Raw genomic sequence first — 24,869 nt, 5'->3', positions numbered from 1 at the left:
GGATCCTCGTACGAGCCGCGGAGGTCAGGGTCGACCAGTACGGAGGAAGCATGCGGATCCCGCGCACGACCCTGTCCATCCTGTCCATCGCCACGCTCGCGCTCTGCGCGTCCGCGGCTCCGGCGTCCGCCGCTCCTCCGGGTCATCCCGACTCCGCGTCCGTCGGGCGCTCCGCGATCGACCACGCGCGCATCGCCCGACGTCTCGCGGACTTCGATGTGCCCGAGGCGCTGCGTCCGGGGCTCCTCCATGCGCTCGAGAGCGGACGCATCGTCGATGCCGCGACCGGCGTCGCGCCGTCCTCGATCGACACCATCCGCCGCGACGGGCTCGACCACCACGTCTCCCGCTTCGCCGACGGCTCCTTCATCGCGACGGCGGTCGAGACACCCGGCGCCGGCGCCGTCCACCCCGACGACGTCCAGGCCTGCTCCCGGTACACCGGCGCCGGGGTGACGGCGTACTGCCTCGTGATCAGCGACACGCCGACGCTCACGTTGCAGTTCCGCGCGTCGTACCACCGGTCGGCGGGAGCGTCCGGCATCGACGAGATCGCCGACTGGGACATCCAGGCCTACGGGGGCTCATGCGCCCTCCAGGAGTTCGACATCGTGAAGGACCGCTACGGGGCGGCGACGGGTCCCGCGAAGGCCCGCCTGCGCTGCTTCGCGAACGCCGTCAGCGGCATCGCGAGCTCGTATCCGTACCTCGACCTGGTCGTCGACGGCGCAGGGGGGCACTCCGAGTCGAACTCCTGACGGTCTCAGGAGTGCCGATCGACGTCCTCACCCGAGCTGAGGTCGGCCGCCTCCACGGGCCGCGCGTCGTGGGCGGCGAGGTAGGCGCGTGCGCCGGAGTCGCCGCCCACGTGCGCGGCGAGCGGGTCCCAGTGGGCGCGGCCGAGCAGCGCGGGGTGCCCGGGACGGCCGCCGAAGACGGCCTGGCGGAGCGTGCCCGGGTCGACGGGTGCCACGCCGATGACGCGGCGGACGGTGGCCGCGTCGAGGTCGGGGACGTCCACCGGGACGACCGCGAGCGCGACGGGCGTCGGATCGAGGGCGGCGGCGGCCCGGAGCGCCGTGCGCAGGGAGGCGGACATCCCGTCGGCCCAGTCGTCGGCGCGGACGACGACCGCCTCGACCGCCTCGGGGAGCGTGCGGAGCAGGTCAGCGGCCTCGTCGGCGGCGGCGCCGAGCACCACGAGCACCGGGGAGCAGCCCGCGTCGGCGAGCGCGCGGATCGCGGTCGCGAGCCAGGGCGTGCCGTCGGGACGGGCGGCGAGCGCCTTCGGGCCGCCGAAGCGGGTGCCCGCACCCGCGGCCAGGACGACCCCAGCGATGCGGGCGGCGCGGTCGTCGTCGTCCGCGCCCCCTGATCCCGCCATCCGCCCATGCTAGGAGCCGTCCGTCCGTCCCTCGCCGTCCTCAGCCGCGCGGCCTACGCTCGACGCATGGATCCCGACACCGCGTCCGCCCTCGCCCTCACCCTGTCGCTCGGCGTGCCCGTGCTCGCGATCCTCGTCGCCGTCGTCCTCGCCGTGGCCCGTGCGCGCGGCGCCGGCTGGGGCTGGTACCTCGTCGGCTGCACGGTGGTCGCGCTGGTCCTCGCCCTCGGGCTCGCGATCCTCGCCACCTGGAGCGCGCAGACGGGCGTCGCCTCGATCGACGACGGCGCCGGGACGTTCGGGATCGTCCTCATGGGGATCCTCGGCGGCATCGCGACCTTCGTCGTGGGCGTCATCGCGGGCGTCGTGGGCCTCATCTCGGCCGCGGTCCGCCAGCGCGACCGCGTGCCGTCCTCCGCGCTCGTCCACGGGTGACCCGGCTCGGACCCTCGGGCGGCCGCCTGCCGGCCCGTCGCGGTCGCGACCGGCCGCCGGGCCGCGTCGTCGGCGCGGCGACCGGCGTCGCGCGGCGGGTCGGGCCGTCGGGCACCTTCGCGGCCGTCCTCGCCCTCGGGCTGCTCGTGATGGCCGTCGCGTCCAGCCTCTTCGCGGGCCTGTACGTGGCCGTCACCGACGACGACAGCGTCGCCCTCCTCGACGAGCCCGTGCTGCGCCTCGCCATGGACGTCCGCTCCCCGTGGCTCGACACCGCGATGACCGTGTTCACCGAGGCGGCCGGCGTCTACGCCGTGCCGATCGTGGGCCTCGCGGTGATCGTCGCGCTCGCGATCCGTCGCCGACAGTGGGTGCCGATCGTGCTGGGCCTCGTCGCGGGAGCCGGATCCCTGCTGATGACGGAGGTCGGCAAGGAGCTCTTCGGGCGCGACCGCCCGCCGCGCACCGATGCCGTGCCGCCGTACGAGACGTCGCCGTCGTTCCCGTCCGGCCACACGCTGAACGCCAGCGTCGTCGCCGGCATCGTCGCCTACCTGCTGGTGCTCCGGCAGACGGAGCGCTCCACCCGCGTGCTGACCTACGGGATCGCCGTCGCCTTCGCCGCCTCCGTGAGCCTCAGCCGCGTCTACCTCGGCCACCACTGGCTCACCGACGTCGTCGCGGGCTGGCTCCTCGCCGTCGCCTGGCTCGCCCTCGTCGTGCTGGCGCACCGCGTGCGGCTCCGGCTGCTGGAGTCGCGGGAGCGTGACGGCGACCGCCGGGCTCGTCCCTTGGGATGACCTCCGGCGCCGGACCTCGGATCCGCGCCGACGTGGCCGACCCGGTGGCCGGGGACCGGCACGCGGCCGGGGCCGCCGGCACCGCGCCCGGCACCAGCCCCGCCGACGCCGCGGAGGACGCGTCATGACCGCCACCGCGCCCCGTCGCATCCGCATCGTCGTCGTCGACGACCAACGGCTGTTCATCTACGACATCCGCATGCCGGTGATGAGCGGGATCGAGGCGACCCACCGGATCACGCGGGACGACTCGGACGCGGTCGAGGGCGAGCCGGGATCGCGGCCCAAGGTCGTGATCCTCACCACGTTCCAGCAGCGCGAGGCGCTGTTCCAGTCGATGCGCCACGGGGCGAGCGCGTTCATCACGAAGGACGCGACGCCCGAGACCCTCCTGGAGACCGTCCGTGCGGTGCACGCGGGCGACGCGGCGCCCACGCCGCTCGTCGACCTCGTGGCGGAGCACGCCCGCGCCTCCGCGACCGAGCGGCCCGAGCGCGCGCTCGCCGCGCTGTCGCCGCGGGAGCGGGAGGTGTTCCTGCTCGCGGCCAAGGGGCTCCGCAACAGCGAGATCGCCGCGGCCGCCTTCGTGAGCGAGACCACCGTGAAGACCCACATCAGCAGCATCCTCGGCAAGCTCGAGCTCCGCAGCCGCGCGCAGATCGTGGTGCACGCCTACGAGAACCGCCTGCTCAGCTCCTGACGCCGGCCGACGCCGGACGACGCCGGCCCCTCAGTCCGACGACACCCGCCGGCCTTGCACGTGGACGCTCGTGATCGCGGGCTCGCGGAGACCCATCAGGAGGGTGAAGAGGATCTGGTCGGTCGCGCGCGCCGCGTCGTCCGAGCGGATGCCGTGCGCGAGCGTCAGGGCGAGCGGCTCCCACCGCTCGGGCGTGATCGTCAGGAAGTCCGCGTCCTTGCCGACGTCGAGGTTGCCGTAGCGCTCCTCCATGTCCAGGGCGCGGGCGCCGGCGAGGGTGCCCAGGAACAGCAGCTCGGCGGCGTCGAGCTCCACGCCGGCGTCGCCCGGCTCTGACAGGTGCACCTTGAACGCGTCGTTGAGCACGCGGGAGACGAGCCACTCGTCGCCGGCTCCGACATCGGATCCGATGGCCACGTTCACGCCCGACGCGCGCGTGCGGCGCCACGGCATCGTGCCCGAGCCGAGGAACTGCTGCGACGTGGGGCAGTGCGCGATGCTGCTGCCGGTCTCGCGCAGCCGCGCCAGCTCGGAGTCCTGGCAGTGCACGGCGTGCGCGAGGATGCTGCGCCGGCCGAGCAGGCTCGATCCGCCGCGCTCGGACCCGGGGAGGAAGCGCCCGTCGTAGGTGTCGAGGTACGTCTCCGTGCCGTACACCTGGCGGACGGCCGCGATCTCGCCCGTGCCCGGCCGGTCGTTCTCGTTCAGGTGCGAGTGGAAGTAGACGCCCTCGCCGCGCGCCACGTCGTAGAGCTCGCCGAGCCCGCGGAACGTCGCGGGCGTCACCGAGAGGCTGAACCGGGGGACGATCGCGACCTGGAGCAGGGCGGTGGTCGCGTCGCCCGTGTCGGCGGCGTGCCAGCGGTCGATCTCCGCGCAGGAGAGCGAGATCGCGTCCTCCTCGGAGGTGAGGAGCGGGGCGGCGGGGCCCGAGCCGACCGTCTGGATCCCGCGGCCGCTCACCAGCCGCAGGCCGGTGTCGCGGGAGGCCTCGAACAGGGCGTCCTGCGCGTGGGGGAACGCCGACCCGAACACGAGCGCGCTGGTGGTGCCCGCCATGACGCGCCGCCGGGTGAAGTCCCGCGCGATCATCCGGGCGAAGCCCTCGTCCTCGAGGCGGGCCTCCGAGGGGAAGACGCAGGAGTCGAGCCACTCGAGGAGCTGCCCGCCGCCGTGGGCGCTGGTCGTGTACGTCTGCGGGAAGTGCACGTGGGCGTCGACGAAGCCGGGGATCAGGAAGTCGGACGCGTCGCCGTGCACGGGGGCGTCGGCGAACGCGGCGGGGAGGTCGCGGAACGGGCCGACCCACGCGATGCGCCCCGCCGCGTCGACCGCGAGCGCGCCGTCGGGGACGGAGACGAGGTGCTGCCGGGCGTCCTCGACGCGGGGAGCGCCCGCGATGTGCAGCACGTGCCCGCGGTGCACCGCGCGGCGGCCGATGGAGCCGGAGCCGGAGCCGGAGCCGGAGCCGGAGCCGGAGCCGGAGCCGGAGCCGGAGCCGGATCCGGTGTCCCGCGCGGCGCCGGTGACGGTCCGCGGGGTGGGGCGTGAGGTGCTCGGGGCGCGGTGGTCGACCATGCGGGTCCGTTCGCTCGGCAGGGGCGGGACGCGGGAGGACGCGTTCCGTCGGAGGCGCCCGTCGTGCATGCGGGCCCCGTGGGGCACGCGGGACGGAGGGCCCTCGACATGATGGTCGCACCCGGCGTGTGGATGCCCGCGGAGCGCACCGACACGCGGCGTCATCCAGGGAGCCGTCACACGCCGCTCCGCGCCCGTGGTCGAGCGCTCGCCGCTCAGCGGGGAGTCGGCTCGTCCCCCTCCCGCACCGACGGCGTCCCGCCGGGCGGGGTGGGCGGCGCCCAGCCTGCCCGCTCCTCGCCGTTCCGGAGCGCCCGCTCCTGCAACGGGATGAGCAGCGCGTCGACGCCGTCGCGGCGGCGGCCTCGCGAGGCGATCACCCATGCGGCCCAGGGGACGAACAGGGCGAGGAACACGATGTAGGCCACCGGCAGGACACCGCCCGCGGGAGCGAGGACGGCGAGGGCCACCACCAGCACGAGCGCGATCGGCACGGCCCACGCCTCCTGACGGATCTGCCGCCGTCGCCGCTCGAGAGCGCCCTGCCATGCGACGGGTTCCGCTCGCGGCGGGAGCTCGCCGTCCTCCGCCGCCTCCGACACCTCCACCTCGCTGGGCGAACCGGGATGGTAGAGGCGGGTGACGCGTCGCCCTCCCGCCAGCGCGACGCCGGCGGCGAGGGCGACCGCGGCGCGCAGGATCACGGTCCCCGTCCCCGTCCCCTCGGCCGGCCGATCGATGTCGAGCACCCACAGCCATGCGAACACCAGGATCCCGAAGACGAGCGCCGGCACGAAGAAGGGCGAGTCGTGCCACGCGCGTCGGAGGCGGCGGAAGAGGGGGCGCGGCGCGGCGGGTGCGGTCGGGGTCATGCGGGCCTCCTCGTCCTCGGCACCGGATGCGGCGCCCGGCACCGGGGGCCCCCGGCATCCGCGTCCCACCCTACGCAGGGGCCGTGCGAGGCTTGACGGGGGCGGTATCCTCCGCCTGTCCGCGCCCGCCCGGGCGCTCCCGTCGGGAGGTGCCGTGCTCGAGATCGCCGCGGAGGTGCTCGACGCCCTCGCCGACGGTCGCCGGCTCGCGGTCGCCTGCGTCACCGACGTGCTCGGCAGCGCGCCTCGCACCGCCGGCACCGCCGTGGCGGTCGACGAGGCCGGCCGCGTCATCGGATCCATCTCCGGCGGCTGCGTCGAGGGCGCCGTGGTGGAGGTCGCCGCGGGTGTGCTCGACGACGGGGTGCCCGTGCTCACCGGCTTCGGCGTCAGCGACGACGACGCGTTCCAGGTGGGCCTCACGTGCGGCGGCCGGATCGGCGTGGTCGTCGTCGAGGTCGCTCCCGCCGGCGACCACCGCGCTCCCGTCCCCGCGGCGGTGCGCGCCGCCCTCGAGGACGCCCGCGCGTCGCGCCCCGCGTCGCTCGCGCTCGTGATCGACGGGCCAGCCCTGGGCACGTGGATCACCGCCGACGCCGATCCCGGGAGCGACGCGGCCGTGGGCGCCGACTCCGCGCGGCGCATCCGCGCGGAGCTCGCCGCCCGCCTCGCCGCCGGCCGCTCGGGCACGACCGCGGTGCACTGCGCCGACGGACCGACGCGCGTCCTGCACCTCGTGGCCGCCGCCCCGCCCCGGCTGCTGGTCTTCGGCGCCGTCGACTTCTCCGCGGCGCTCGCCGACGCGGCCGTGCTGCTCGGCTACCGGGTCACCGTGTGCGACGCGCGGCCCGCGTTCGCGACGCCGGCGCGGTTCCCGTCGGCGCACGAGGTCGTCGCCGAGTGGCCCGACGAGTACCTGGCCCGCACCGAGGTCGACGCGCGCACGGTGATCTGCGTGCTCACCCACGACGACCGGTTCGACGTGCCGCTCCTCGTCACCGCGCTCCGCCTGCCGGTGGCGTTCGTGGGGGCGATGGGATCCCGTGCCACCCACGAGCGTCGGCGGGCCCGCCTCGTGGAGGAGGGCCTGACCGACGTGGAGCTCGCGCGCCTCCGCTCGCCCATCGGGCTCGACCTCGGCGCGAGCACGCCGCAGGAGACCGCCGTCTCGATCCTCGCCGAGGTGCTCGCCGCACGCGCCGGCACCGCGGGCGCACCGCTCACGACCACCTCCGGACCGATCCACGGGGAGACCTCATGACCGCCGCGTCCGCCGCCCAGCCCGGTCTCGCCCGGCGCCTCGGCCTCCTCGACGCCACCGTGCTCGGCCTCGGCGCCATGATCGGCGCGGGGATCTTCGCGGTCATGCCCGCCGCCGCACGTGCCGCGGGCGGGGGACTCCTCGTCGGCCTCGCGATCGCGGCCGTGGTCGCGTTCTGCAACGCCACCGCGTCCGCCCAGCTGGCGGCCCGATACCCGTCCTCCGGCGGCTCCTACCTGTACGGGCGGGAGCGGCTGGGGGAGTGGCCGGGGTTCCTCGCGGGCTGGTCCTTCGTCATCGGCAAGACGGCGAGCTGCGCCGCCATGGCCCTCACGTTCGCCGCGTACGCGGTGCCGGCGCCGTGGCAGCGGCCCGTCGCGGCGCTCGCCGTGGTGGCCCTCGCGATCGTCGGCTGCCTCGGCGTCACCCGGACGGCGCGGCTGGCGCGCGCGATCATCGCGGTCGTCCTCGCGGTCATCGCGCTCGTGCTCGTGGCGGGCCTCGTCGCGGGCGGCCCGGGAGCGGCCCCGGAGGCCGCGGCGGGCGCCGTCGACACGACCCCATACGGCGTGCTGCAGTCGGCCGGCCTGCTGTTCTTCGCGTTCGCGGGCTATGCGCGCATCGCGACCATGGGGGAGGAGGTGCGGGATCCCGTGCGCACCATCCCGCGCGCGATCCTGCTCGCGCTCGGCGGCGCGCTCGTCGTGTACGCCCTCGTCGCCCTCACCCTGCTCGGGGTCCTCGGGGAGGCGCGCCTCGCCGGATCCATCGCGCCGCTCGCCGACGTGGTGCGTGCGGCCGGCTGGGCGTGGGCTGTCCCGGTCGTCGGCGTCGGCGCGGCCGCGGCGTGCCTCGGCGCGCTGCTCGCCCTCCTCGCGGGCATCGGGCGGGACGTCCCTGGCCATGGCGCGCGAGGGCGACCTGCCGCGCGGGCTCGCGGTCGTGCACCCGCGGTACCGAGTGCCGCAGCGCGCCGAGATCGCGGTCGCCGTGGTCGTCGTGGTGCTAGTGCTCACGGTCGACCTGCGGGCCGTCGTGGGCTTCTCCTCCTTCGGGGTGCTGCTCTACTACGTGGTCGCCAACGCGTCCGCGCTCACGCAGACCGGCGCCGACCGGCGGTACCCGCGCGCCCTGCAGGTGCTCGGCATCGTCGGCTGCCTGGTGCTCGTCGCCACGCTGCCCGGGCCGTCGATCCTCACGGGCGCCGCCGTGCTCCTCGTGGGCGCGGCGGGCCGGCTGATCGTGGTCGCGCGGCGGCGCGCGCGCGTGCGCGCGACCGGGCGGTCCTCGGAGGGAGCGTCCGGGCGCTGACCCGCGTCCTGCCGCTGTGCCGCGACCTGGGCGCCGTCCCGCGTCCTGCCGCTGTGCCGCGTCCGGGCGCTGACCCGCGTCAGGACTCCCGCGTCCCCCGCTCCCCGAGCGTCGTCGGGCTGTCGAAGGCGGGCTGCGGCCCGCCGCCGTGCAGCATCCGCCAGACCCGGTCGCGCGACATCGGCAGCTCGTGCGGCCGGATCCCCACGGCGTCGCGCACCGCGTTCGCGAGCGCCGGCGCGACCGGGTTGTAGGGCGCCTCGCTCATCGACTTCGCGCCGTGCGGCCCCAGGTCGTCGTGCGTGTCGGCGAACAGCACCTCGGTCACGGGCAGGTCGGCGAGCTGGGGATGTGGTAGTTCCGCAGCACGTCCGTGAGGATCCGGCCCTCGCCGTCGTGCACGACCTCCTCGAACAGCGCCGTGCCGATCGCCTGGGCGGTGCCGCCCTCGACCTGTCCACGCAGCTGGGCGGGGTTCAGCACGGTTCCCGCGTCCACGGCCTGCACGGACCGGAGGATGCGCACCTCGCCGGTCGCGGGGTCCACCGCCACGCGGAACGCGTGCACGTTGAACGCGAGGGAGCGGAGCGCGCCGTCCTCGCGCGCCTGGGCCGACAGGCCGTCCCGGCCCGCCAGGTCCGCGATCGCGACGGTGACGCCACCGGGCGCGACGAGCGCGTCCGGCGTGGGCGAACGCGGAGGCCCCGAGCCCCGTGCGCTCCGCCGCCCGCTCGCGGAGCAGGTCCGCGAGCGCGGTCGCGGCCACGTGCACGGCCTTGCCGGCCACGACCGTGCCGGCGGAGCCGAACGCGCCCGTGTCGTAGCCCGTCGCGTCGGTGTCGGACTGGCGGATCCGGATCCGATCGGGCGTGGTGCCGAGCGCCGTGGCGGCCAGCTGCGCGTGCACGGTGGTGGTGCCGTTGCCGAACTCGGCCGTGCCGACCGACACCGTGACGATGCCGTCGGCCCGGATGCCCACGTGCACCTCCGCGAAGTGCCCGCGCGGCGGCATGGTCGCGATCATCGCGGCCGCCATGCCCTCGCCCACGAGCCAGCGGTCCCCGTCGGGAACCGGATCCCCGCCGCCGTCGCGGAGCGCCGCCTCGGCCAGGTCGAGGCACTGGTCGAGCCCGTAGCTGCCGCCGAACCCGAGGTCGGGCCCCTCGGCCTCCGTGATGATCAGCGGGTCGCCCGGCACGACGACGTTCCGGCGCCGGATCTCGTAGCCGGAGATGCCGAGGCGCCGCGCGAGCTCGTCGAGGGCGGACTCGACGGCGAAGATCACCTGCCCGAGGCCGTAGCCGCGGAACGCGCCCGACGGCAGGTTGTTCGTGTAGACGCTCTGCGCGTCCACGCGCTTCGCGGGCACGCGGTACAGGCTGATCGACTCGTTGCAGCCGTGGTACATCACGCCCGGCCCGTGGTTGCCGTAGGCGCCCGTGTCGGAGAGCACGTCCACGGCGAGCGCCGTCGGCACGCCGTCGGATGTCGCGCCGACCGTGACGCCGACGCGCATGGGATGCCGCGACGGCGACAGCGTGAACTCGTCGGACCGCGTGAACTCGAGCTGCACCGGGCGTCCCGTGGCGAGCACCGCGAGGGTGACGACGTCCTCCGTCAGGATCTCCTGCTTGCCGCCGAAGCCGCCGCCCACGCGCGCCGTGAAGACGCGCACGTCCTCCGGCGCGAGCTCGAACAGGCGGCAGATCTCGCGCTGCACGAGGAACGGCACCTGGGAGCTCGTGCGGAGGACGAGGCGCCCCTCCTCCATCCAGCCGATCGTCGCGTGCGTCTCCAGGTGCGTGTGCGCGACGCGCTGCGTGGACCACGTGCCGGAGACGACCTCGTCGGCCTCGGCCATGCCGCGCGCGACGTCGCCGTGCTCGCCGTGCATCTCCGCCACGACGTTCCGCAGCGGGTCGGCGAGACGCGAGACGGCGGGGTCCTTGTCGCCGTGCACGAGCGGCGCGCCGGGACGCCGGGCGCGGTCGGGGTCGAGCACCGCGGGGAGCAGCTCGTAGTCCACGGCACCAGGCGCACCGCGGCCTCGGCGATGCCGACGCTGTCGGCGACGACGACCGCGACGCGCTGCCCGCGGAACCGCACGACGTCGTCGAGCACCCGGCTGTCGTCCGGGTCGTCGAAGCGGTCCTCGTGCCGGGCGGACGAGTAGAGGGTGGCGGGGGAGTCGTGGTGCGTGAGCACCGCGTGCACGCCGGGCAGCGCGAGCGCGGCCGTCGCGTCGATGGAGCGGATGCGGGCGTGCGGGTGCGGGCTCCGCACGAGGCTCGCGTGCAGCAGGCCCGGGACGTGGACGTCGAGCGTGTACGGCTCGAGCCCGCTCACCACGCGCTCGCTCGCGGGTGCGCGGAGCGACGTGCCGATGCGGCCGGTCTGCGCCCGCTCGTCCGCGACGGCGTCCGCCGCGGCGTCGGGGGCGGCACCGACCGCGGCGCCCGCAGCGGACCCGGTCGCCCGCACCGGCCCCAGCCCCTCCGCGCGCGTCCCGCAGCCGTCGCCGTGCGCGTGCTCCGGTCCGCCGTGCTGCCCGCGGATGGCCTCGTCGATGGCCCGGTACCCCGTGCACCGGCACAGGCTGCTCTTCATCAGGCGCGGCAGGTCGTCGAGCTCCTCCTCGCCGAACGTCGACGCGGTCACGACCATGCCGGGGGTGCAGAACCCGCACTGGAACCCCGCCGCCGCGACGAACCGCTCCTGCACGGGATGCAGGTCGCCCGGCGTGCCCAAGCCCGCCGCCGTCGTGACCGCGCGCCCCTCCGCCCGGAACGCGGGGAGGATGCACGAGTGCACGGCCTCGCCGTCGAGGAGCACCGTGCAGGCGCCGCAGTCGCCGGAGTCGCAGCCCTTCTTGACGCTGAGCACCTCGTGCTCGCGGAGCCAGGTGCGCAGGCTCTGGCCGGGTGCCGGGTCCCCGGGGACCTCGCGGCCGTCCACCGTCATGCTCACGGGCGCGCTCCTGCCGTCGTCGTGGTCGCGGGGTCCGTCGGATCGCCGCCCAGCTCCCGGCGGATCTCCTCCGCGAGCAGCGCGCTCACCGCGCGGCGCCAGTCCGCGGCCCCGTGCGCGTCGGTGAACCACGTCCGGATCGCGCGCACGTCGTCGGCGAGCTCGGCGGCGGCGGGCAGGGCGCCGTAGCGCAGCTGCTCGGGCCGGAGCGTGGCGCCCGTCACGGTCAGCGTGACGGAGCCGTCCTCGTCGAGCCGGCCGATCACGACCGAGCCCGACCGCCCGAGGGGCGACAGGGCGATCTTCCGGAACGCCGTGCGGGCGCGCAGCGACGACATCGGCACGTGGATCGAGCGGAGCACGTCGCCCGCCCGGAGCGCCGTGGTCCGGTCGCCCGTCACGAGCTCCGCCACGGGCATCCGCTCGTCGTGCGCGGGCGCGGTACCGACCGCCGCGCGCCACACGAGGGCCTCGGCGTCGAGGGCCGCCGCGAGGGCGGTCATGGGTCCCGCCGGCAGCGCCGAGCAGATGTTCCCGCCGACGGTCGCCACGCGCCAGATCTTCGTGGAGCCGAACAGCGCGGTGCAGGCCTCCCGGAACAGCGGGTGCGCGGCCCAGCCCTCCGCGGGCGCGATCGCCGCGACCTCCGCGATGGTGCAGGTCGCCGCGATCTCGAGGCCCGCGTCGCTCACGACGAGCGCCGGCCAGCCGAGCGACTGGAGGTCCACCAGCCCGGTGAGGTGCGGATGCGGCTCGGCGAAGATGCCGGATCCGCCCGCGAGCGCCGCCACGGACGGCCCGAGCGCGACCAGGTCCCCGCGCGTCCGGGCGGGCACGACGGAGCGGACGGTGGGCTGGTCCATGGGTCTCCTCCCGGGCGTCCCGCTCCATGGCCGCGGCGCGTCGCGGGGCGCGGTCGTGCGGGGACGTGTGAGAGCGATCCTCGCATCCGCCGCCGTGCCCCCGCGCCGCCGGGCCCGCCGCCGAGGCCCCCGCGCCGCCGCCGACGCAGGCCGCGCCCCCGCCCGCGCGCCCCCGAGTTGCCGCCGTGCCGAGGCGCCTGGCACGCTCGACGGCGAGCCCCGGGGGAGACCATGAGCATCCGCACCGCCGTCCGCACGCCGCGTCCGACCGGGAGGCCGCGGGCCCCGCGCGCGCTCGTCGTCCCGGGAGCGGCGCTCGCCGCGGTCCTCCTCCTCGCCGGGTGCGTCGAGGGCCCGTCCGGTCCGCCCCCGCCCCGTTCGACGCCGTCGCGTCGACCGCCCGAGCGTCCGAGGCGGTCCCCGGCCAGCGCGTCCCCGCGGGCGAGGTGGTCGCCCTCCCGAGCGTCGCGGCCGACGGCAGCGCGGGCGATGTGGTCGCCACGGCGCTGCTGGGCGTCGCCGAGGGCCAGCCCACCTACTGGTCCGGCTACGAGGACGGCGACCGGTTCGCCGGGAGCATCCCCTACTTCGCGTTCGTGCAGACCCGCTGGCTCCAGGGCGAGGGCGGCCCGCAGTCCGGACCGGTGCTGCGCCCCTTCCTCGCCGACGGCACGGAGGTCGACATCATCCAGCGGAGGCTCGGCGGCATCACCTCCGGCGGGGAGTGCCCCTACGAGGTGCCCGACCTCGCCCTCGAGGAGGGCCGCGCCGCGGACGAGCGCATCGAGTGCGTCGTCTACGCGGTCCCCGACGGCCAGGAGCTCGCGGAGCTCCGCTGGCACGACGTGCCGCGGACGGTCCTCACCCCGCCGGATCCCGCGACCCACCCGTTCCTCGCGGACCCCGTCGTCTGGGAGGTCGACGCCCTCCCCGCGGCCGACGTCGAGGGCTGAGCGGGCGCCCCCGGCCGGGGGCCCGACCCCGCGCCGGATAGGATGATCCGTCGCCACCCGTCGGGTCGGGCGCACGCAGAGGGCACACGAGACGCAGCAAGGGGATGATCCATGGCGGGCAGCGCACGGCAGTTCAACGTGGCCCTCGAGCCCACCGTCGACCCCGCCACCAGCGAGGAGGAGTTCTCCCGCCAGGACGACGCCGTCGCCCCCGCACCCGCCACATGGCCCACCACGCACCACCGCCCGGACGTCCTCGTCCGCAAGGGCCTCGCCACGCTCGTCAACCGCACGCTCACGCCGCACCAGGCGCTCGTGACGGACCTCCTCTTCATCCGGGACGCGCTGCTCGCGACCGGCATCGACTTCTGGCTCATCCGCGGCAACGACGAGCGCCCGGTCATCGCCATCGACGTGCAGAACCGCGACACCGTCGTCCGCGCCCTCGTCGCCGCCTGCGTCGACGAGCCCCTGTACGCGAAGACCGTCGACGGCCGCCGTCGCCCGCCGCTGCTCGTCGCCGACGGGCGCCTCACCGACAACCCCGACGCCGGCATCTTCCGCCTCTACCGCCCCCGCATCGAGCCCGAGGGCCTCCTGGCGTACGGCGCCTCCACCGCGGTCGAGCTGCAGTTCTTCCGCTTCGAGGGCGAGAACATCGTGTGGCCGGTCGAGAACTCGCTCACCCGCGAGATCCTCCCCGCCGCCGAGGTCGTGCCCGCCACCGTCGAGATGTACGGGCACGAGTGGAGGACGCTCCGGGGCATGTTCGACGCGCAGGCGTCCGACATCACCTTCGACATCGACATGGTCTTCTCCTGGGTCGACGGCAACGACCCCGAGTTCCAGAAGCGCCGCGCCGAGCGCATGAAGGACGTCGTCGTCGGCGAGGGCGACGACTCCGAGGCGCGCTTCCGCCAGATCGACGAGCTCAAGTACGCGCTCCGCTCCGTGTACCTCTTCGCGCCCTGGGTGCGCCGGATCTTCATCGTCACCGATTCCCCGAAGCCCGCGTGGCTGGCCGACCACCCCGCCGTCACGTTCGTGCGCAGCGAGGAGTTCTTCACGGATCCCGACGCCCTGCCCACGCACAACTCGCAGGCGGTCGAGTCGCAGCTGCAGCACATCCCCGGCCTCAGCGAGCACTTCCTGTACTCCAACGACGACATGTTCTTCGGCCGTCCCGTGCAGCCGGGCATGTTCTTCTCCCCGGCGGCATCACGAAGTTCATCGAGGCGTCCACGCGCATCGGCCTGGGCGACAACGACTCCGACCGGAGCGGCTTCGAGAACTCGGCGCGGGTCAACCGCCGCCTGCTGATGGACCGGTTCGGCCGCCTCATCACGCGCCACCTGGAGCACGCGGCCACGCCCCTGCGCAAGAGCGTCCTCCTCGAGCTCGAGCAGGAGTTCGCGGAGGACTTCCACCGCACGCAGCTGAGCCGCTTCCGGTCGAGCACCGACATCTCGGTCACCAACTCGCTGTACCACTACTACGCCCAGATGACGGCGCGCGCGGTGCAGCAGGAGAACGCCAAGGTCCTCTACGTCGACACGACGTCGCGGGCCGGGCTCGACCTCCTGCCCGGGCTCCTCAAGCGCCGGTCGCAGGACTTCTTCTGCCTGAACGACGGATCGTTCCCCGAGGTGCCGGCCGACGAGCGCCAGGCGCGGGTGCAGGAGTTCCTCGAGCGCTACTACGGCATCCCGGCGCCGTGGGAGGCCGCCGACGCGGACGCCGCGGCGGCCACCGGCACCGCGCCCGCCTCCCCGGCGGAGTGAGCCGCGCGGGCAGCCCCGCCGACCGCACCCCGTACGAGGTGCTCGGCGTGGATCCCGCAGCGGACACGGCGGCCCTCCGCTCGGCATACCGGCGGCTGGTGCGCGCGACGCACCCGGACACGGGCGGCGAGGCGCACCTGTTCCACGCCGTGCAGCGGGCGTGGGAGCTCGTGGGCGACCCGGACGACCGCGCCGCCTACGACCGCGGACAGGGCCGGTCCGCGGGCGATGACGACCCGCTCCACCCCGACGACGCCGGGTACGCGCCCGCGGCCGGATCCGGCACCCGGCTCGGCGCGTCCGTCCACGGCGTCGCGGGTGCGCTCGCCCGCGCGCACTACCTCGACCGCGTGGCGGCCTGGCAGGGAGCGACGCCGGGCGGCGACCCGGGGCTCGATCCCTGGTCGCCGGAGCTGGTCCGCCGCGCCCCGCGCGAGATCCGCTGGCTCCTCGCGAAGGCCCTGGCGGAGGAGGCCACGGCCCGCGCGGCCGCCTCGCTCGGCATGGGCGCCACGATCTTCCACGACGTCCGCCCGCTGACCGGCGCCGGCAAGGTCGACCACGTCGTGCTGGCGCCCGCGGGCCTGTTCGCCCTGAGCTCCGAGGACTGGGGCGTGGCCGTCCAGCTCGTGCGCGGGGAGCTGCAGCCCGTCGCGGCGGATCCCGACGGAGCCTTCGCCGTGGGCGACCTGCCCGTCACGTGGCTGGTCGGCGCCGCCCGCTCCCTGGCCGCGTCCGCGGGCGTCCAGTTCGCGGCCGCCGTGGTCGTCGTGCCGGACGACGCTCTCGCCCAGCCCGTGGAGCGCGTGGAGCGCGGCCGCAACCGGGGCGCGCTGGTCGTCCGGCGGTCGGTGCTCCCGCTGGTGCTCCGTGACGGGGTGTCGGAGGAGGGCCGTCTGAGCGTCGCGGATCCCTACGCCGTCCGCGCGCTGCTCCGCGAGCGCCTGACGCTCCTCGGCCCCGCCGCCCCCTGACGTCGCGGCCGCCGGACGCGGTGCGCGGTCCCGGACCGGTGGGCGTGCCCGGCCCCGCACCTGTCAGCGGGCCCGGTCCCGCACCCGTGCGCCGGCCCGGCCACGCACCCGTCAGCCGTCCCGGCCTGCACCTGCGGACCGCCCGGGTCAGCGGCCGCCGGCCCTCGCCGTGGGCCGCGCGCGGAGGCGCAGCAGCGCCGGCACGACGAGCGGGAGGACGGCCACGGCCGAGCCGACGAGCACGAGCCGGGCGTCCGCCGCGGCCAGGCCCCCGAGGGCCGCGACATGGCCGACGACGATGGCCGTGTCGTCCACCACCCGGTCGATGCCGGCGATCCGCCCGAGGTGGTCGGTGCGCACCGTGCCCTTCAGGAGCGTGCTGACGGCGACCGTGACGGGCGCGCTGGCCGCGGCCGCGACGGCGGCGGCCACGATCGCGGCGGGGAGCCCGGGTGCCGCACCGAGGGCGGCCTGCGCGAGGCACAGCGCCGCGACGCCCACCAGGAGGACGGGGGCGGCCCGCCGTTCGGTCCCGAGCGCGGTCGTGAGGACGGCCGCGGCGAGCGCCGCGCCTCCCGTGATCCCGTAGAGCACCTGTCCCGCGGCGGGCTCCCGGCCGAGGACGCCGGTCGCGAGCGGACCGAGGGCGACGCTCGTGCAGGCCGTGAGGAACGCGACCGCCGCCGACACGGCGAGGAACGCCGGCAGACGGCCGTCCGTGCGCACCATGCGCAGCCCGCTCGCGAGGCCGGCGCCCAGGCTCGCGCCGAGACCGCCCGGGAGCGGCCCGGCCACCCGTGCCGCCCGCATGCGCGCCCGCAGCCCGGCGAGGAGGAGGGACGAGGCGAGGAAGCAGGCGCTGTCGACGAGGGCCGCCGCCACGGGTCCGCCGGCGGTGAGCACCACGGCGGCGAGCGCCGGGCCCGCGACCTGCGCCACCCGCTGCGCGGACTCGAGCAGGCCGTTCGCGCGCAGCATGGCACCGGTCGGGACCAGCGCCGAGAGCGCAGCGAAGGACGCCGCCGACGACAGGACCCCGAGCGCGTTGCCGAGGCCGACGAGCAGCAGCGCGGGCACCGGGGCTCCGGAGCCCATGGCGACCGCGAGCGCGAGGCCGACGCCGATGCGGGCGACGTCGGTGCGCAGCAGGATGGCGAACCGGTCGGAGCGGTCGGCGACCACCCCGGCCAGCCCGCCGCAGAGGATGCCCGGCACGTTCGCGAGCAGCACCAGGCCGAGCCGCTGCCCGAGGGAGCCGCCGAGCGTCTCGACGAGCCAGACGTTGACGGCCACCATCCGGAAGGCGTCGCCGAGCGTGGACAGGCCGTACGAGCCAGCGAGCGCGAGGAAGCCGCTCGTGAGGAGGGGCGACGCGGGCGGGTCGCCCGGCGCGCGCGGAGCCATCGGGTCCTCCTGCGGGTGGTGCACGGTTCGGGTCCGCGACACCGTACGCGGGGCGCTGTATGCGCCGCGCCGACCGTGCACAGCCCACCGAGGGCACCCGGCCGGCCCGATCGGCGGTCGCGCCGAGCGGGCGGTCGCGCCGAGCGGGCGGTCGCGCCGAGCGGGCAGCCGCGTCAGGCGGGCAGGTCGGTGGGCGCGTCCCCGGCGCCCGTGTCGGCGGCGTCCTCGTCGGAGCCGAGGGTGTCGCCGCCGCCGGAGAGGCCGCCGTCACCCGGGGCCTCGTCGTCGTCCACGTGCTGGATCGACTCGCCGTCGGGCACGGTTCCGCCGACGGCAGAGCCGGTGTCGCCATCGACGGGCAGGTCCTGCGTGACGCCGGGGGCGCTCTGGACGGTGGACAGGGGATCGATGTCGGAGTCGCTCATCCCCCGAACGTACGCCGGAGCCCCGCGCGCGTCAGGCGTGCGGGGCTCCGGGGCGCGTGCGGGAGGGCTCAGTCGATGCGCTTGATGCCGTCGAGGCGGCCGAGCAGGTCGCGGTCCTGCGCGTCGAGATCGCCCTCGGCCGCGACGACGCGGATGGCGGCCTCGAAGTCGAGGTCCTGGTCGTCCGCGACGCCGGCGACGTCGGCGACGACCCAGAGGAAGCTGACGAGCTCGGGGAGGATCTCCGAGAGCACGGCGTCCGGGAAGATCGCGGCGGCCTGGCGGAACATGCGGTCGGTGGCGGGGCCGCCGAACGCGTGGTCGAGGTCGGCGACGATGCCGTCGTCCTCGTCGAGGTCGGTGGAGATCCAGTTGGCGACGTGCTCGCCGTCGAGGTGGATCGCGGAGACGAAGAGGGGCTCGCCGCGCGAATCGCTCTCGACGATCTCGGTGATCGTGTAGCCGGCGACGCCGGGAGGCGTGGGAAGGGAGTCGTCATCCATGCGCCGATCCTATCCGGGAGGGGGTCCGCGCCGGGGCCCGATCCGGGACGGGCGGCGCCGGGCCGCCGAGCACGCGGAGGTAGCCTCGACGGATGACCACGGCCCCCGACACCTCCGCTCGGGCAGCGGCCTCGTCCCCGGGCCCGGCCGTCCGAGCGCTGCCCGCCGTGGTGGATCCCGCGTCCTGGCGCGACCGGGCCGCCCGCCACGCCGAGCGGGCCGACGCGTTCTCCGCCGGCTTCCGCGCGCGCCGCCTCGCGGGCCGCACCCACGAGGTCGACGACTTCCTCTTCACCTACTACCCGCACAAGCCCTCGCACCTCAGGCGGTGGCACCCGGGCGCGGGCGCGGTGCTCGCCGACGGCGCCGGCGACGAGCGCGCGGGCTGGCGCTGGTACGCCGCCGACGACAGCGCGGGCCGGCCGCCAGGCGTGCGCGTCGACGCGTCCGCGTACCTCGCGGCGCGCGGGTCCACGGCGTCCTTCGTCGAGCGGATCCTCGGGCGCACGGCCGCGCGCCCGGCCGCTTCTCGTGCTTCGGCCTCCACGAGTGGGCGATGGTCTACCGGGTCGGCCCCGGCGAGCAGCGGCACGAGCGTCTGCCGCTGCGGCTCGGGTCGACCGCGACCGACGAGGTCGTCGAGGCGCACCGGCTGTCGTGCACGCACATCGACGCGTTCCGCTTCTTCACGCCGGAGGCCGTCCCGCGGAACGCGCTTGCGCCGACCCGCGAGACGCAGCCCGACCTCGAGCAGCCCGGCTGCCTCCACGCCGGCATGGACGTCTACAAGTGGGCCACGAAGCTCGGTCCGCTGGTGCCCGGCGAGCTGCTCCTCGACGCGTTCGAGCTGGCACGCGACATCCGCTCGCTGGACATGCGAGCGAGCCCCTACGACGTCTCGGGCCTGGGCCTCGAGGCCGTCCGCATCGAGGAGCCGTCCGGCAAGGCCCGCTACGCGGCCGAGCAGCGGGCGTTCGCGGAGCGGTCGAACGGGCTGCGGGCGCGGATCCTCGACGAGCTGGCGCACGCGCGCCGGGCGGCCGCCGCCGGGCTCTGCGGCGCCGCGCCCCGCGGGCCCGTCGTCCGGGATCACGCGTCGGCGCCCCTCCTCCCCGGGACGGAGCGGGTCAGCGCCCGCGGACGCCGTCGGGGTGGCGCAACCGCTCGATCTCGCGCCGGTCGCGCTTCGTCGGACGGCCCGCGCCGCGGTCGCGCACGACGGTCGCGGGCGCGGCCTCGCGCGGCGGCGGCGGGGGAGTGAGGTCGGTGAGCGCCTCCGCGGCGACGGACGGGCCGACGCGCTTCACGAGCGTGCGGCGCACCACGAGGATCCGCTCGGCGCCCGCCACGCGCACGCGCACCTCGTCGCCCGGCCGGACCGCCTGCGACGCCTTGGCGCGCTCGTCGCCGACGCGCACGTGGCCCGCCCGGCACGCGGCCGTGGCCTGCGAGCGGGTCTTGTAGACGCGCACCGCCCAGAGCCAGCTGTCCACGCGGACGGACGCCTGCGCGCCCGGGGCCGGGGTCGGCGGGTCGACGGATGCCATCCCCCGACCCTAGGCGACGGCTCCCCGGTACGCTGGCAGGAGCATGTCGATCTCCCGCCGCACCCTCCTCACCGCGTCCGCGTCGGGTCTGTCGCTCCTCGGCCTCGCGGCGTGCACGCGGACGACTCCCGTGCCGGCGACCCCGACGGCCACCCCCTCCGCCACGCCGACCCCGACGCCCACCGTGGGCGCGGCCGGGCTGCCCGAGCCGATCGCCTTCGCGCGTTCCGACTGGACCGGCGACCCCTTCGCGCGCGGATCCGGCAGCTTCCTGCGCCCCGGCGCCTCCGCGGCCGACCGCGAGGCGCTCGCCCGCCCCGTCGACGACCGCGTGTTCTTCGCCGGCGAGGCCACGAGCGTCGACCGGCCGGGCACCGTCGCGGGAGCGTACGCCTCGGGCCTCCGGGCGGCCGGCGAGGTGGACCGCGCGGGCGCCGGATCCGAGCGCGTCGCCGTGATCGGCGCCGGGATCGCGGGCACGGCCGCCGCCCGTGCCCTCCGCGACGCCGGCCACGACGTGGTCCTCGTCGAGGCGCGGGCCGAGCTGGGCGGCCGCGTCCGCGCGGCATCCGGGACCGGGTGGCCGCACCCGGCCGAGTTGGGCGCCCTCTGGATCGCCGCCGACGACGACCACCTGCTCCGCGACGCCCTCGAGGCGGCCGGCATCTCCCGCTACGGCCTCGCGCTCATCCCCGAGCACCGCGGCCGGACGGCGAGGTGCTCGACGCCTCCGGCGCGGGGGCCGACGCCCTCGCGGCCGCGCGGGCGTGGGCCCAGGCTCAGGACGTCGACGCGAGCGTCGCCGCGGCGCTCCTCGAGACCGGAGCCGACGCCCTGTCGGACGAGGGCGGAGCCGGGTCGCCCGCCTCCCGTCTCGCCGCCCTCCTCGCCACCGACGTCGCGATCGCGCACGGCGCCGCCGCGTCCGAGCTCTCCGCCGCGCGGGGTCTCGACGAGGCGTCGCCCGTGGGCAACGTCGCCGTCACGGGCGGGTTCGCGCGCCTCGTCCTGCACCTGCTGCGCGACCAGGACATCGACGTGCTGCGCGAGGCGACGGTCTCCCGCATCGCCTACGGCAACGGCCCGGTGGGGCTCCGGCTCGGATCGGGCGAGTCGCTGTCGGTCGACCGCGTCGTCGTGACGGTGCCGCTCGGGGTCCTGCAGCAGGGCTCCATCGCGTTCGAGCCCGCGCTGCCGGCCGCGCACGAGACCGCCATCCGCGCGCTGGGCTCCGGCAGCGCCGACCGGATCTGGCTGCGGTTCGCCGAGCCGTTCTGGTCGACGACGGCGACGGTGTGGACCTCCACGGACGCGGCCGGCAGCTCCACGCGCTGGTACAACCTCCTGCCCGTCTCCGGCGAGCCCGTCCTCATGGCCGAGGTCGGCGCGGCGGCGGCGGAGAGGGTGGCGGCGATGGACGACGACGCGGTGCGGTCGGCGGCGCTGCGCACGCTGGTGCCGTTCGCGGATCCCGCGCTCCTGCCGACGGAGACCGAGACGTCGACCGCCGAGCCGACCGACGCTCCGTCGAGCGCGCCCTCGGCCGCACCGACTCCTCGGCCCTAGTCCGGGTCGCGCCGCACCGATTCCTCCGCCCTGGTCCGGATCCCGCCGCACTCATCCCGCGCCCTGGTCCGGGTCCCGCCGAGCGGCGCCGCGATCCCGGAGCGGGCGCGCGCTCGGCCGGCGCGGCAGCCGGCAGCGGGTCGGCACGGGCGCTCCATGCGCGTCGCGGGCTCCGGTCCCCGCCGCGTCGCCCGCGTCTCCCGCGTCGCCGCGCGTCCGACGGCGGCGTCGCGGGAGGAACCGGGGCGCCGGACCCGCGCGCGCCCCGCATCGCGTCGGCGGCGGCCCCCGGCCGTCCCCGACCCCGCGTCCCGCGCCGCCCGCACGCGGCTGAGGGCCACGACGGTGCGTCGTCACCCCCGCCAGCACGCCCGCGACGAGCGCCAGCCACGCCGTGATCTCGAACGGCACCCCCACCTGCGCGGGGTCGAGGAAGGAGTCCGGGTACCAGCCCACGCGCGGCCCGCGGATCTCGGTGAAGGCGCACCACGCCAGCGGGAAGGGCATGGCCCACCCGACGGCCCTCCACGTGACGCGCGGCCGGCCGGGGGCGAGGGTCCAGTCGAGGAGCGCGTAGGCGGGGATCGCGAAGTAGCAGCAGGCGGCTCGACCACGGCACCTCGACGTAGTACGCCTGCGCGCTCGACTCCAGCACGATGAGGCCGAAGACGGCGCCGGAGACCACGACGTAGCTGAGCACCACGGCGCGGACGGCTGCCATCAGCGGCGGCTCCACGCCCCCGCGGAGCGCGTGGATCCCCGACGCGGCGAGCACGACGGCGCCCGCCATCCCGCTCTGCGTCGTGAAGTAGCTGGAAGACCAGTTCTCGGCCGCGAAGGTCGTGAAGCCCTGCACGTAGTCGAAGTCCGCGACGAGGGCGACGAGCACGACGAGGGCGGCGACCAGGCGCACGGCACCGAGGATCCTCTGCACAGCACTCCGATCGCGGCCGACTCCCGGCATCCCCGTCGCATCCAGTGTACGAACGAGGTGCTCGCCGATCACCTCCGCGTCCTCGCGCGTCGCGTCCGGGGACGGCCGGATGACGGCCATGAGCCCTTCATCGCGATCCACCAGCCAGCAGGTGCAGTTCGGGTCATTCGGCGGTGTCGACGTCCTCGAGGTCGTCGACGTCCCGCGGCCGTCGCCCGGGCCGGGCGAGGTGCTCGTGGAGGTCTTCGCCGCCGGCATCGACCGCATCGAGGCGTACATCCGGCAGGGCCGGTTCCCGGACGAGGTCCCGACGTCCTTCCCCAACGGGCAGGGCAGCGACTTCGCGGGATGCATCGCCGCGGTCGGCGAGGCCGATGACGCGGTTCCGCAAGGGGCAGGACGTCCTCGGCCACACGGTCATGGCGGCGCACGCGACCCACGTGGTCGTGCCCGCCGGCAACGTCGTCCTGAAGCCCGCGCAGCTCCCGTGGGAGGTGGCCGGCGGCCTCTTCCTCGCGGGCCTCGTGGCGCACGACGTGCTCCAGGCCATCAAGCCGGGCGAGGGCGACACCCTCGTCGTCTCGGCCGCGGCGGGCGGGGTCGGGAGCATCGAGGCGCAGCTGGCCATGCGCCGCGGCGCCCGCGTGATCGGCACCTGCGGGGAGCGCAACTTCGACTACCTGCGGCAGGTCGGGGTGACTCCGGTCGTCTACGGCGACGGCCTGGCGGACCGCATCCGCGCGGCCGCGCCGAACGGCGTGCACGGCTTCATCGACAACTTCGGCGGCGGCGAGCAGGTCGCCGAGGAGCTCGGCATCCCCGCCAACCGCTTCAGCTCCAGCGACGCCCGCCGCGAGATCGAGCTCGAGGCGGTCCTGCCGCCCGTGGAGGAGGACGACGTGCACCGCTCGCGCACGCTCGCCACGGTCGCCGAGCTCGCCGCCAAGCGCGAGGTGGACGTCCTGGTCTCCGGCTTCTACCCGCTCGCCGAGGTGCAGGACGCGTTCGACGACCTCGAGCGGCGTCATGCCCGCGGGCCGAGATCGTGCTCGGCATGCGGGCCCGTGCACTGCCCGGGCGACCGGCGCAGCACGGCGAAGGCGCGCGACGTCGCGGAGGGCCGCGCCTGACGCCTTGCCGCTCCGGTCAGCGGGCCAGGATCTCCGCCGGCGCCGGCTCGACGGGCCGCTCCATGTGGGCGTCGCGCCACAGCAGCAGGTCGCGCACGGCGGGCGACTCGTCGCACTCCAGCACCGTCACGGCGGCCGGGGGCGTCGCGTCGTTGACGGCGAGCCAGCGCACGCGCTCCGAGGTGTCGCCCACCAGCACGGTGAGCACGCTCGCGGGCGCCGTGGGTTGCGGCGAGCAGGCGGACGCCCTGCGTCGAGGATGATCGCGGCGCCTGCTGGACGTCGACGACGCGCTTGACGACTGTGCGACGCTCTACCACCAGCACCTTCGGTCGCCGATGATCCGCGAGCAGGCGCAGCCGGCGGATCTTGCTGGGCGTGATCTCCGGTGCGGGATGCAGCGCCGCGGCCTGCTCCGCGGTGAGGACGGCGGGCGCGGTCCGATGCAGGGCCTCGAGCTGCGCGGCGGTGGTGAACCTGATGCACGACATCCTCGAACGCTGCCCGGAGGAGCACGCGTGAGATGGTCGTGCCATGACCGCCGAGCGTCCTCCGCAGCCCCCGCTCGGCACCCCGCGCGACAGCGGCGACGCCTGCGTCGAGCCCGGACGGCCAGCGCTACTGGGGCGCGTTCGGCGCGGCGGGCCTCCTCGTCCACGACCCCGATCGCGGCGTCCTGCTCCAGCACCGCGTCGCGTGGAGCCACCACGGCGGCGCATGGGGGCTGCCCGGCGGCGCCCGTCGCGCGGGCGAGTCCGCCGTCGACGGTGCCGCGCGCGAGGCGGCCGAGGAGGCGGGATCCACCCGCGGGCATCCGGCCGGTGCTCGCGACCGTCCTCGACCTCGGCTTCTGGAGCTACACCGCCGTCACGGCCCGCGTCCTCCAGTCCCTCGAGCCGCGCGTCGCCGACGCGGAGAGCATCGCCTCCGCTGGGTGCCGGTGGAGGAGGTGAGCGCGCTGCCGCTGCATCCGGCTTCGGCGGGGCCTGGCCGATGCTGCGCGACGAGCTCGCGCGCGAGGTCACCCTGGTCGTCGATGCGGCCAACCTGCTCGGATCCCGGCCGGACGGGTGGTGGCGCGACCGCGCCGGATCCACGACCCGCCTCCTCGCCGAGCTCGACGCCCTCGCGCGCGACGGGCTGCCCGCGGCCGAGCTCGGCCTGCCCGGCCACGTCCGGTGGCCCGACGTCGTCGCGGTGGTGGAGGGCGATGCGCGCGGGGCGTCCCTGCCCGCGGCGCCGATGACCGATCCGGCATCCCCGACGCTGGGCGCCGGGCGTCGCGGTGGTCACGGCGCCCGCGACGGCGACGGCGAGATCGTGCGCGTGGCCTCCGCCGCCGGGATGCCGGACGCGACGTCGTGGTGGTCACGGCCGACCGCGGGCTGGCCGCGCGCGTCGAGGCCCGCGGAGGGCGCGTCGTGGGTCCCGGGCGGATCCGGGCGCTCCTCGACGCGCGTCGAGACGACGGCGCCGGCTGA

The 24,869-nt window shown here is 76.2% G+C and carries 21 protein-coding genes and 7 pseudogenes; 16 read left to right on the top strand and 12 right to left on the bottom strand.

The window, feature by feature from the left end; all coding sequences use genetic code 11:
- Positions 1-50: 50 nt before the first annotated feature.
- Positions 51-758: a hypothetical protein gene (locus ACZ411_RS08285; RefSeq protein WP_464169822.1), complete on the top strand. Its 708-nt coding sequence runs from the start codon at positions 51-53 to the stop codon at positions 756-758.
- A gap of 5 nt (positions 759-763) precedes the next feature.
- Here the strand turns inward: ACZ411_RS08285 and ACZ411_RS08280 are convergent, their stop codons facing one another.
- Positions 764-1,384: a nucleotidyltransferase family protein gene (locus ACZ411_RS08280; RefSeq protein ID WP_464169820.1), complete on the bottom strand. Its 621-nt coding sequence runs from the start codon at positions 1,382-1,384 to the stop codon at positions 764-766.
- A 66-nt stretch (positions 1,385-1,450) separates the two neighbouring features.
- Between ACZ411_RS08280 and ACZ411_RS08275 the strand changes: the two genes are divergently transcribed.
- The 4 genes from ACZ411_RS08275 to ACZ411_RS08260 are packed head-to-tail and all read left to right on the top strand — an operon-like array spanning position 1,451 to position 3,319.
- A complete protein-coding gene (locus ACZ411_RS08275; protein WP_104290828.1) occupies positions 1,451-1,819 on the top strand; it encodes a hypothetical protein in 369 nt (122 codons plus the stop codon).
- On the top strand, positions 1,816-2,619 hold the full coding sequence (locus ACZ411_RS08270) for a phosphatase PAP2 family protein (RefSeq protein WP_464169818.1): 804 nt from the start codon (positions 1,816-1,818) through the stop codon (positions 2,617-2,619). The genes ACZ411_RS08275 and ACZ411_RS08270 overlap by 4 nt, the downstream gene beginning before the upstream one ends.
- Positions 2,616-2,747, top strand: coding sequence for a hypothetical protein (locus ACZ411_RS08265; RefSeq protein ID WP_464169816.1), 132 nt, complete (start codon positions 2,616-2,618; stop codon positions 2,745-2,747). The genes ACZ411_RS08270 and ACZ411_RS08265 overlap by 4 nt, the downstream gene beginning before the upstream one ends.
- Positions 2,744-3,319: a response regulator transcription factor gene (locus ACZ411_RS08260; RefSeq protein ID WP_464169815.1), complete on the top strand. Its 576-nt coding sequence runs from the start codon at positions 2,744-2,746 to the stop codon at positions 3,317-3,319. The genes ACZ411_RS08265 and ACZ411_RS08260 overlap by 4 nt, the downstream gene beginning before the upstream one ends.
- A 30-nt stretch (positions 3,320-3,349) precedes the next feature.
- Here the strand turns inward: ACZ411_RS08260 and ACZ411_RS08255 are convergent, their stop codons facing one another.
- On the bottom strand, positions 3,350-4,897 hold the full coding sequence (locus ACZ411_RS08255; protein ID WP_464169813.1) for an amidohydrolase family protein: 1,548 nt from the start codon (positions 4,895-4,897) through the stop codon (positions 3,350-3,352).
- A 215-nt stretch (positions 4,898-5,112) separates the two neighbouring features.
- Positions 5,113-5,769, bottom strand: a complete 657-nt coding sequence (locus tag ACZ411_RS08250) for a hypothetical protein (RefSeq protein WP_464169811.1) — start codon at positions 5,767-5,769, stop codon at positions 5,113-5,115.
- A gap of 154 nt (positions 5,770-5,923) precedes the next feature.
- On the opposite strand from ACZ411_RS08250, the gene ACZ411_RS08245 reads away from it, so the two are divergent.
- A complete protein-coding gene (locus tag ACZ411_RS08245; protein WP_464169809.1) occupies positions 5,924-7,030 on the top strand; it encodes an XdhC family protein in 1,107 nt (368 codons plus the stop codon).
- Positions 7,027-8,341 (top strand): annotated as a pseudogene (locus ACZ411_RS08240) (APC family permease). The gene ACZ411_RS08245 and the pseudogene ACZ411_RS08240 overlap by 4 nt, the downstream one beginning before the upstream one ends.
- Positions 8,342-8,420: 79 nt before the next feature.
- Here ACZ411_RS08240 and ACZ411_RS08235 read toward each other — a convergent pair.
- Together ACZ411_RS08235 and ACZ411_RS08230 are read right to left on the bottom strand one after the other, a co-directional pair.
- A pseudogene (locus tag ACZ411_RS08235) lies at positions 8,421-11,308 on the bottom strand (molybdopterin-dependent oxidoreductase).
- Positions 11,305-12,171, bottom strand: coding sequence for an FAD binding domain-containing protein (locus ACZ411_RS08230; protein WP_464169807.1), 867 nt, complete (start codon positions 12,169-12,171; stop codon positions 11,305-11,307). Before ACZ411_RS08230 ends, ACZ411_RS08235 begins: the two are co-directional and overlap by 4 nt.
- Positions 12,172-12,617: 446 nt before the next feature.
- Here ACZ411_RS08230 and ACZ411_RS08225 point away from each other — a divergent pair, with 446 nt between their 5' ends.
- The 3 genes and pseudogenes from ACZ411_RS08225 to ACZ411_RS08215 all read left to right on the top strand — a co-directional run bounded on the left by ACZ411_RS08225 (position 12,618) and on the right by ACZ411_RS08215 (position 15,879).
- Entirely contained in the window at positions 12,618-13,124 is a 507-nt protein-coding gene (locus ACZ411_RS08225) for a hypothetical protein (RefSeq protein ID WP_464169805.1), read from the top strand.
- Between the two features lie 111 nt (positions 13,125-13,235).
- Positions 13,236-14,905: pseudogene (locus tag ACZ411_RS08220) on the top strand (stealth family protein).
- Positions 14,902-15,879, top strand: coding sequence for a J domain-containing protein (locus ACZ411_RS08215; RefSeq protein ID WP_464169803.1), 978 nt, complete (start codon positions 14,902-14,904; stop codon positions 15,877-15,879). Before ACZ411_RS08220 ends, ACZ411_RS08215 begins: the two are co-directional and overlap by 4 nt.
- A 147-nt stretch (positions 15,880-16,026) precedes the next feature.
- On the opposite strand, the gene ACZ411_RS08210 is transcribed toward ACZ411_RS08215, so the two are convergent.
- From ACZ411_RS08210 to ACZ411_RS08200, 3 genes are all read right to left on the bottom strand, one after another.
- Positions 16,027-17,283: an MFS transporter gene (locus ACZ411_RS08210; RefSeq protein WP_464169801.1), complete on the bottom strand. Its 1,257-nt coding sequence runs from the start codon at positions 17,281-17,283 to the stop codon at positions 16,027-16,029.
- A 173-nt stretch (positions 17,284-17,456) separates the two neighbouring features.
- The gene (locus ACZ411_RS08205) at positions 17,457-17,708 is read right to left on the bottom strand and encodes a hypothetical protein (RefSeq protein WP_464169799.1); all 252 of its coding nucleotides are present in this window, start codon (positions 17,706-17,708) and stop codon (positions 17,457-17,459) included.
- A gap of 68 nt (positions 17,709-17,776) precedes the next feature.
- The gene (locus ACZ411_RS08200; protein ID WP_464169797.1) at positions 17,777-18,211 is read right to left on the bottom strand and encodes a hypothetical protein; all 435 of its coding nucleotides are present in this window, start codon (positions 18,209-18,211) and stop codon (positions 17,777-17,779) included.
- 92 nt (positions 18,212-18,303) lie between these two features.
- Between ACZ411_RS08200 and ACZ411_RS08195 the strand changes: the two are divergent.
- A pseudogene (locus ACZ411_RS08195) lies at positions 18,304-19,265 on the top strand (3-methyladenine DNA glycosylase); the annotation flags it as partial.
- 73 nt (positions 19,266-19,338) lie between these two features.
- Here ACZ411_RS08195 and ACZ411_RS08190 read toward each other — a convergent pair.
- Positions 19,339-19,758 carry an RNA-binding S4 domain-containing protein gene (locus ACZ411_RS08190; RefSeq protein ID WP_464169795.1) on the bottom strand — a complete coding sequence of 140 codons (420 nt, stop codon included), beginning with the start codon at positions 19,756-19,758 and terminating at the stop codon, positions 19,339-19,341.
- A 43-nt stretch (positions 19,759-19,801) separates the two neighbouring features.
- Here ACZ411_RS08190 and ACZ411_RS08185 point away from each other — a divergent pair.
- A pseudogene (locus ACZ411_RS08185) lies at positions 19,802-20,344 on the top strand (FAD-dependent oxidoreductase); the annotation flags it as partial.
- A 131-nt stretch (positions 20,345-20,475) separates the two neighbouring features.
- Positions 20,476-21,324, top strand: coding sequence for an FAD-dependent oxidoreductase (locus ACZ411_RS08180; protein WP_464170098.1), 849 nt, complete (start codon positions 20,476-20,478; stop codon positions 21,322-21,324).
- A gap of 51 nt (positions 21,325-21,375) precedes the next feature.
- Here the strand turns inward: ACZ411_RS08180 and ACZ411_RS08175 are convergent, their stop codons facing one another.
- Both ACZ411_RS08175 and ACZ411_RS08170 read right to left on the bottom strand, forming a co-directional pair.
- Positions 21,376-21,909, bottom strand: coding sequence for a Pr6Pr family membrane protein (locus ACZ411_RS08175; protein ID WP_464170096.1), 534 nt, complete (start codon positions 21,907-21,909; stop codon positions 21,376-21,378).
- 25 nt (positions 21,910-21,934) lie between these two features.
- A pseudogene (locus ACZ411_RS08170) lies at positions 21,935-22,288 on the bottom strand (Pr6Pr family membrane protein); the annotation flags it as partial.
- A gap of 79 nt (positions 22,289-22,367) precedes the next feature.
- Between ACZ411_RS08170 and ACZ411_RS08165 the strand changes: the two are divergent.
- Positions 22,368-22,592 (top strand): annotated as a pseudogene (locus ACZ411_RS08165) (NADP-dependent oxidoreductase); the annotation flags it as partial.
- 40 nt (positions 22,593-22,632) lie between these two features.
- Positions 22,633-23,388 carry a zinc-binding dehydrogenase gene (locus ACZ411_RS08160; RefSeq protein WP_464169793.1) on the top strand — a complete coding sequence of 252 codons (756 nt, stop codon included), beginning with the start codon at positions 22,633-22,635 and terminating at the stop codon, positions 23,386-23,388.
- A gap of 16 nt (positions 23,389-23,404) precedes the next feature.
- Here ACZ411_RS08160 and ACZ411_RS08155 read toward each other — a convergent pair whose 3' ends face one another.
- Entirely contained in the window at positions 23,405-23,596 is a 192-nt protein-coding gene (locus ACZ411_RS08155; RefSeq protein ID WP_464169791.1) for a hypothetical protein, read from the bottom strand.
- A gap of 468 nt (positions 23,597-24,064) precedes the next feature.
- Between ACZ411_RS08155 and ACZ411_RS08150 the strand changes: the two genes are divergently transcribed.
- Positions 24,065-24,634: an NUDIX domain-containing protein gene (locus ACZ411_RS08150; RefSeq protein WP_464170094.1), complete on the top strand. Its 570-nt coding sequence runs from the start codon at positions 24,065-24,067 to the stop codon at positions 24,632-24,634.
- Positions 24,635-24,869: the final 235 nt, after the last annotated feature.

The organism is Clavibacter sp. AC415 (genome assembly GCF_979252985.1).
The sequence above is the reverse complement of the archived record's forward strand: the minus strand, read 5'-3'. Positions and strand labels throughout refer to the sequence as shown.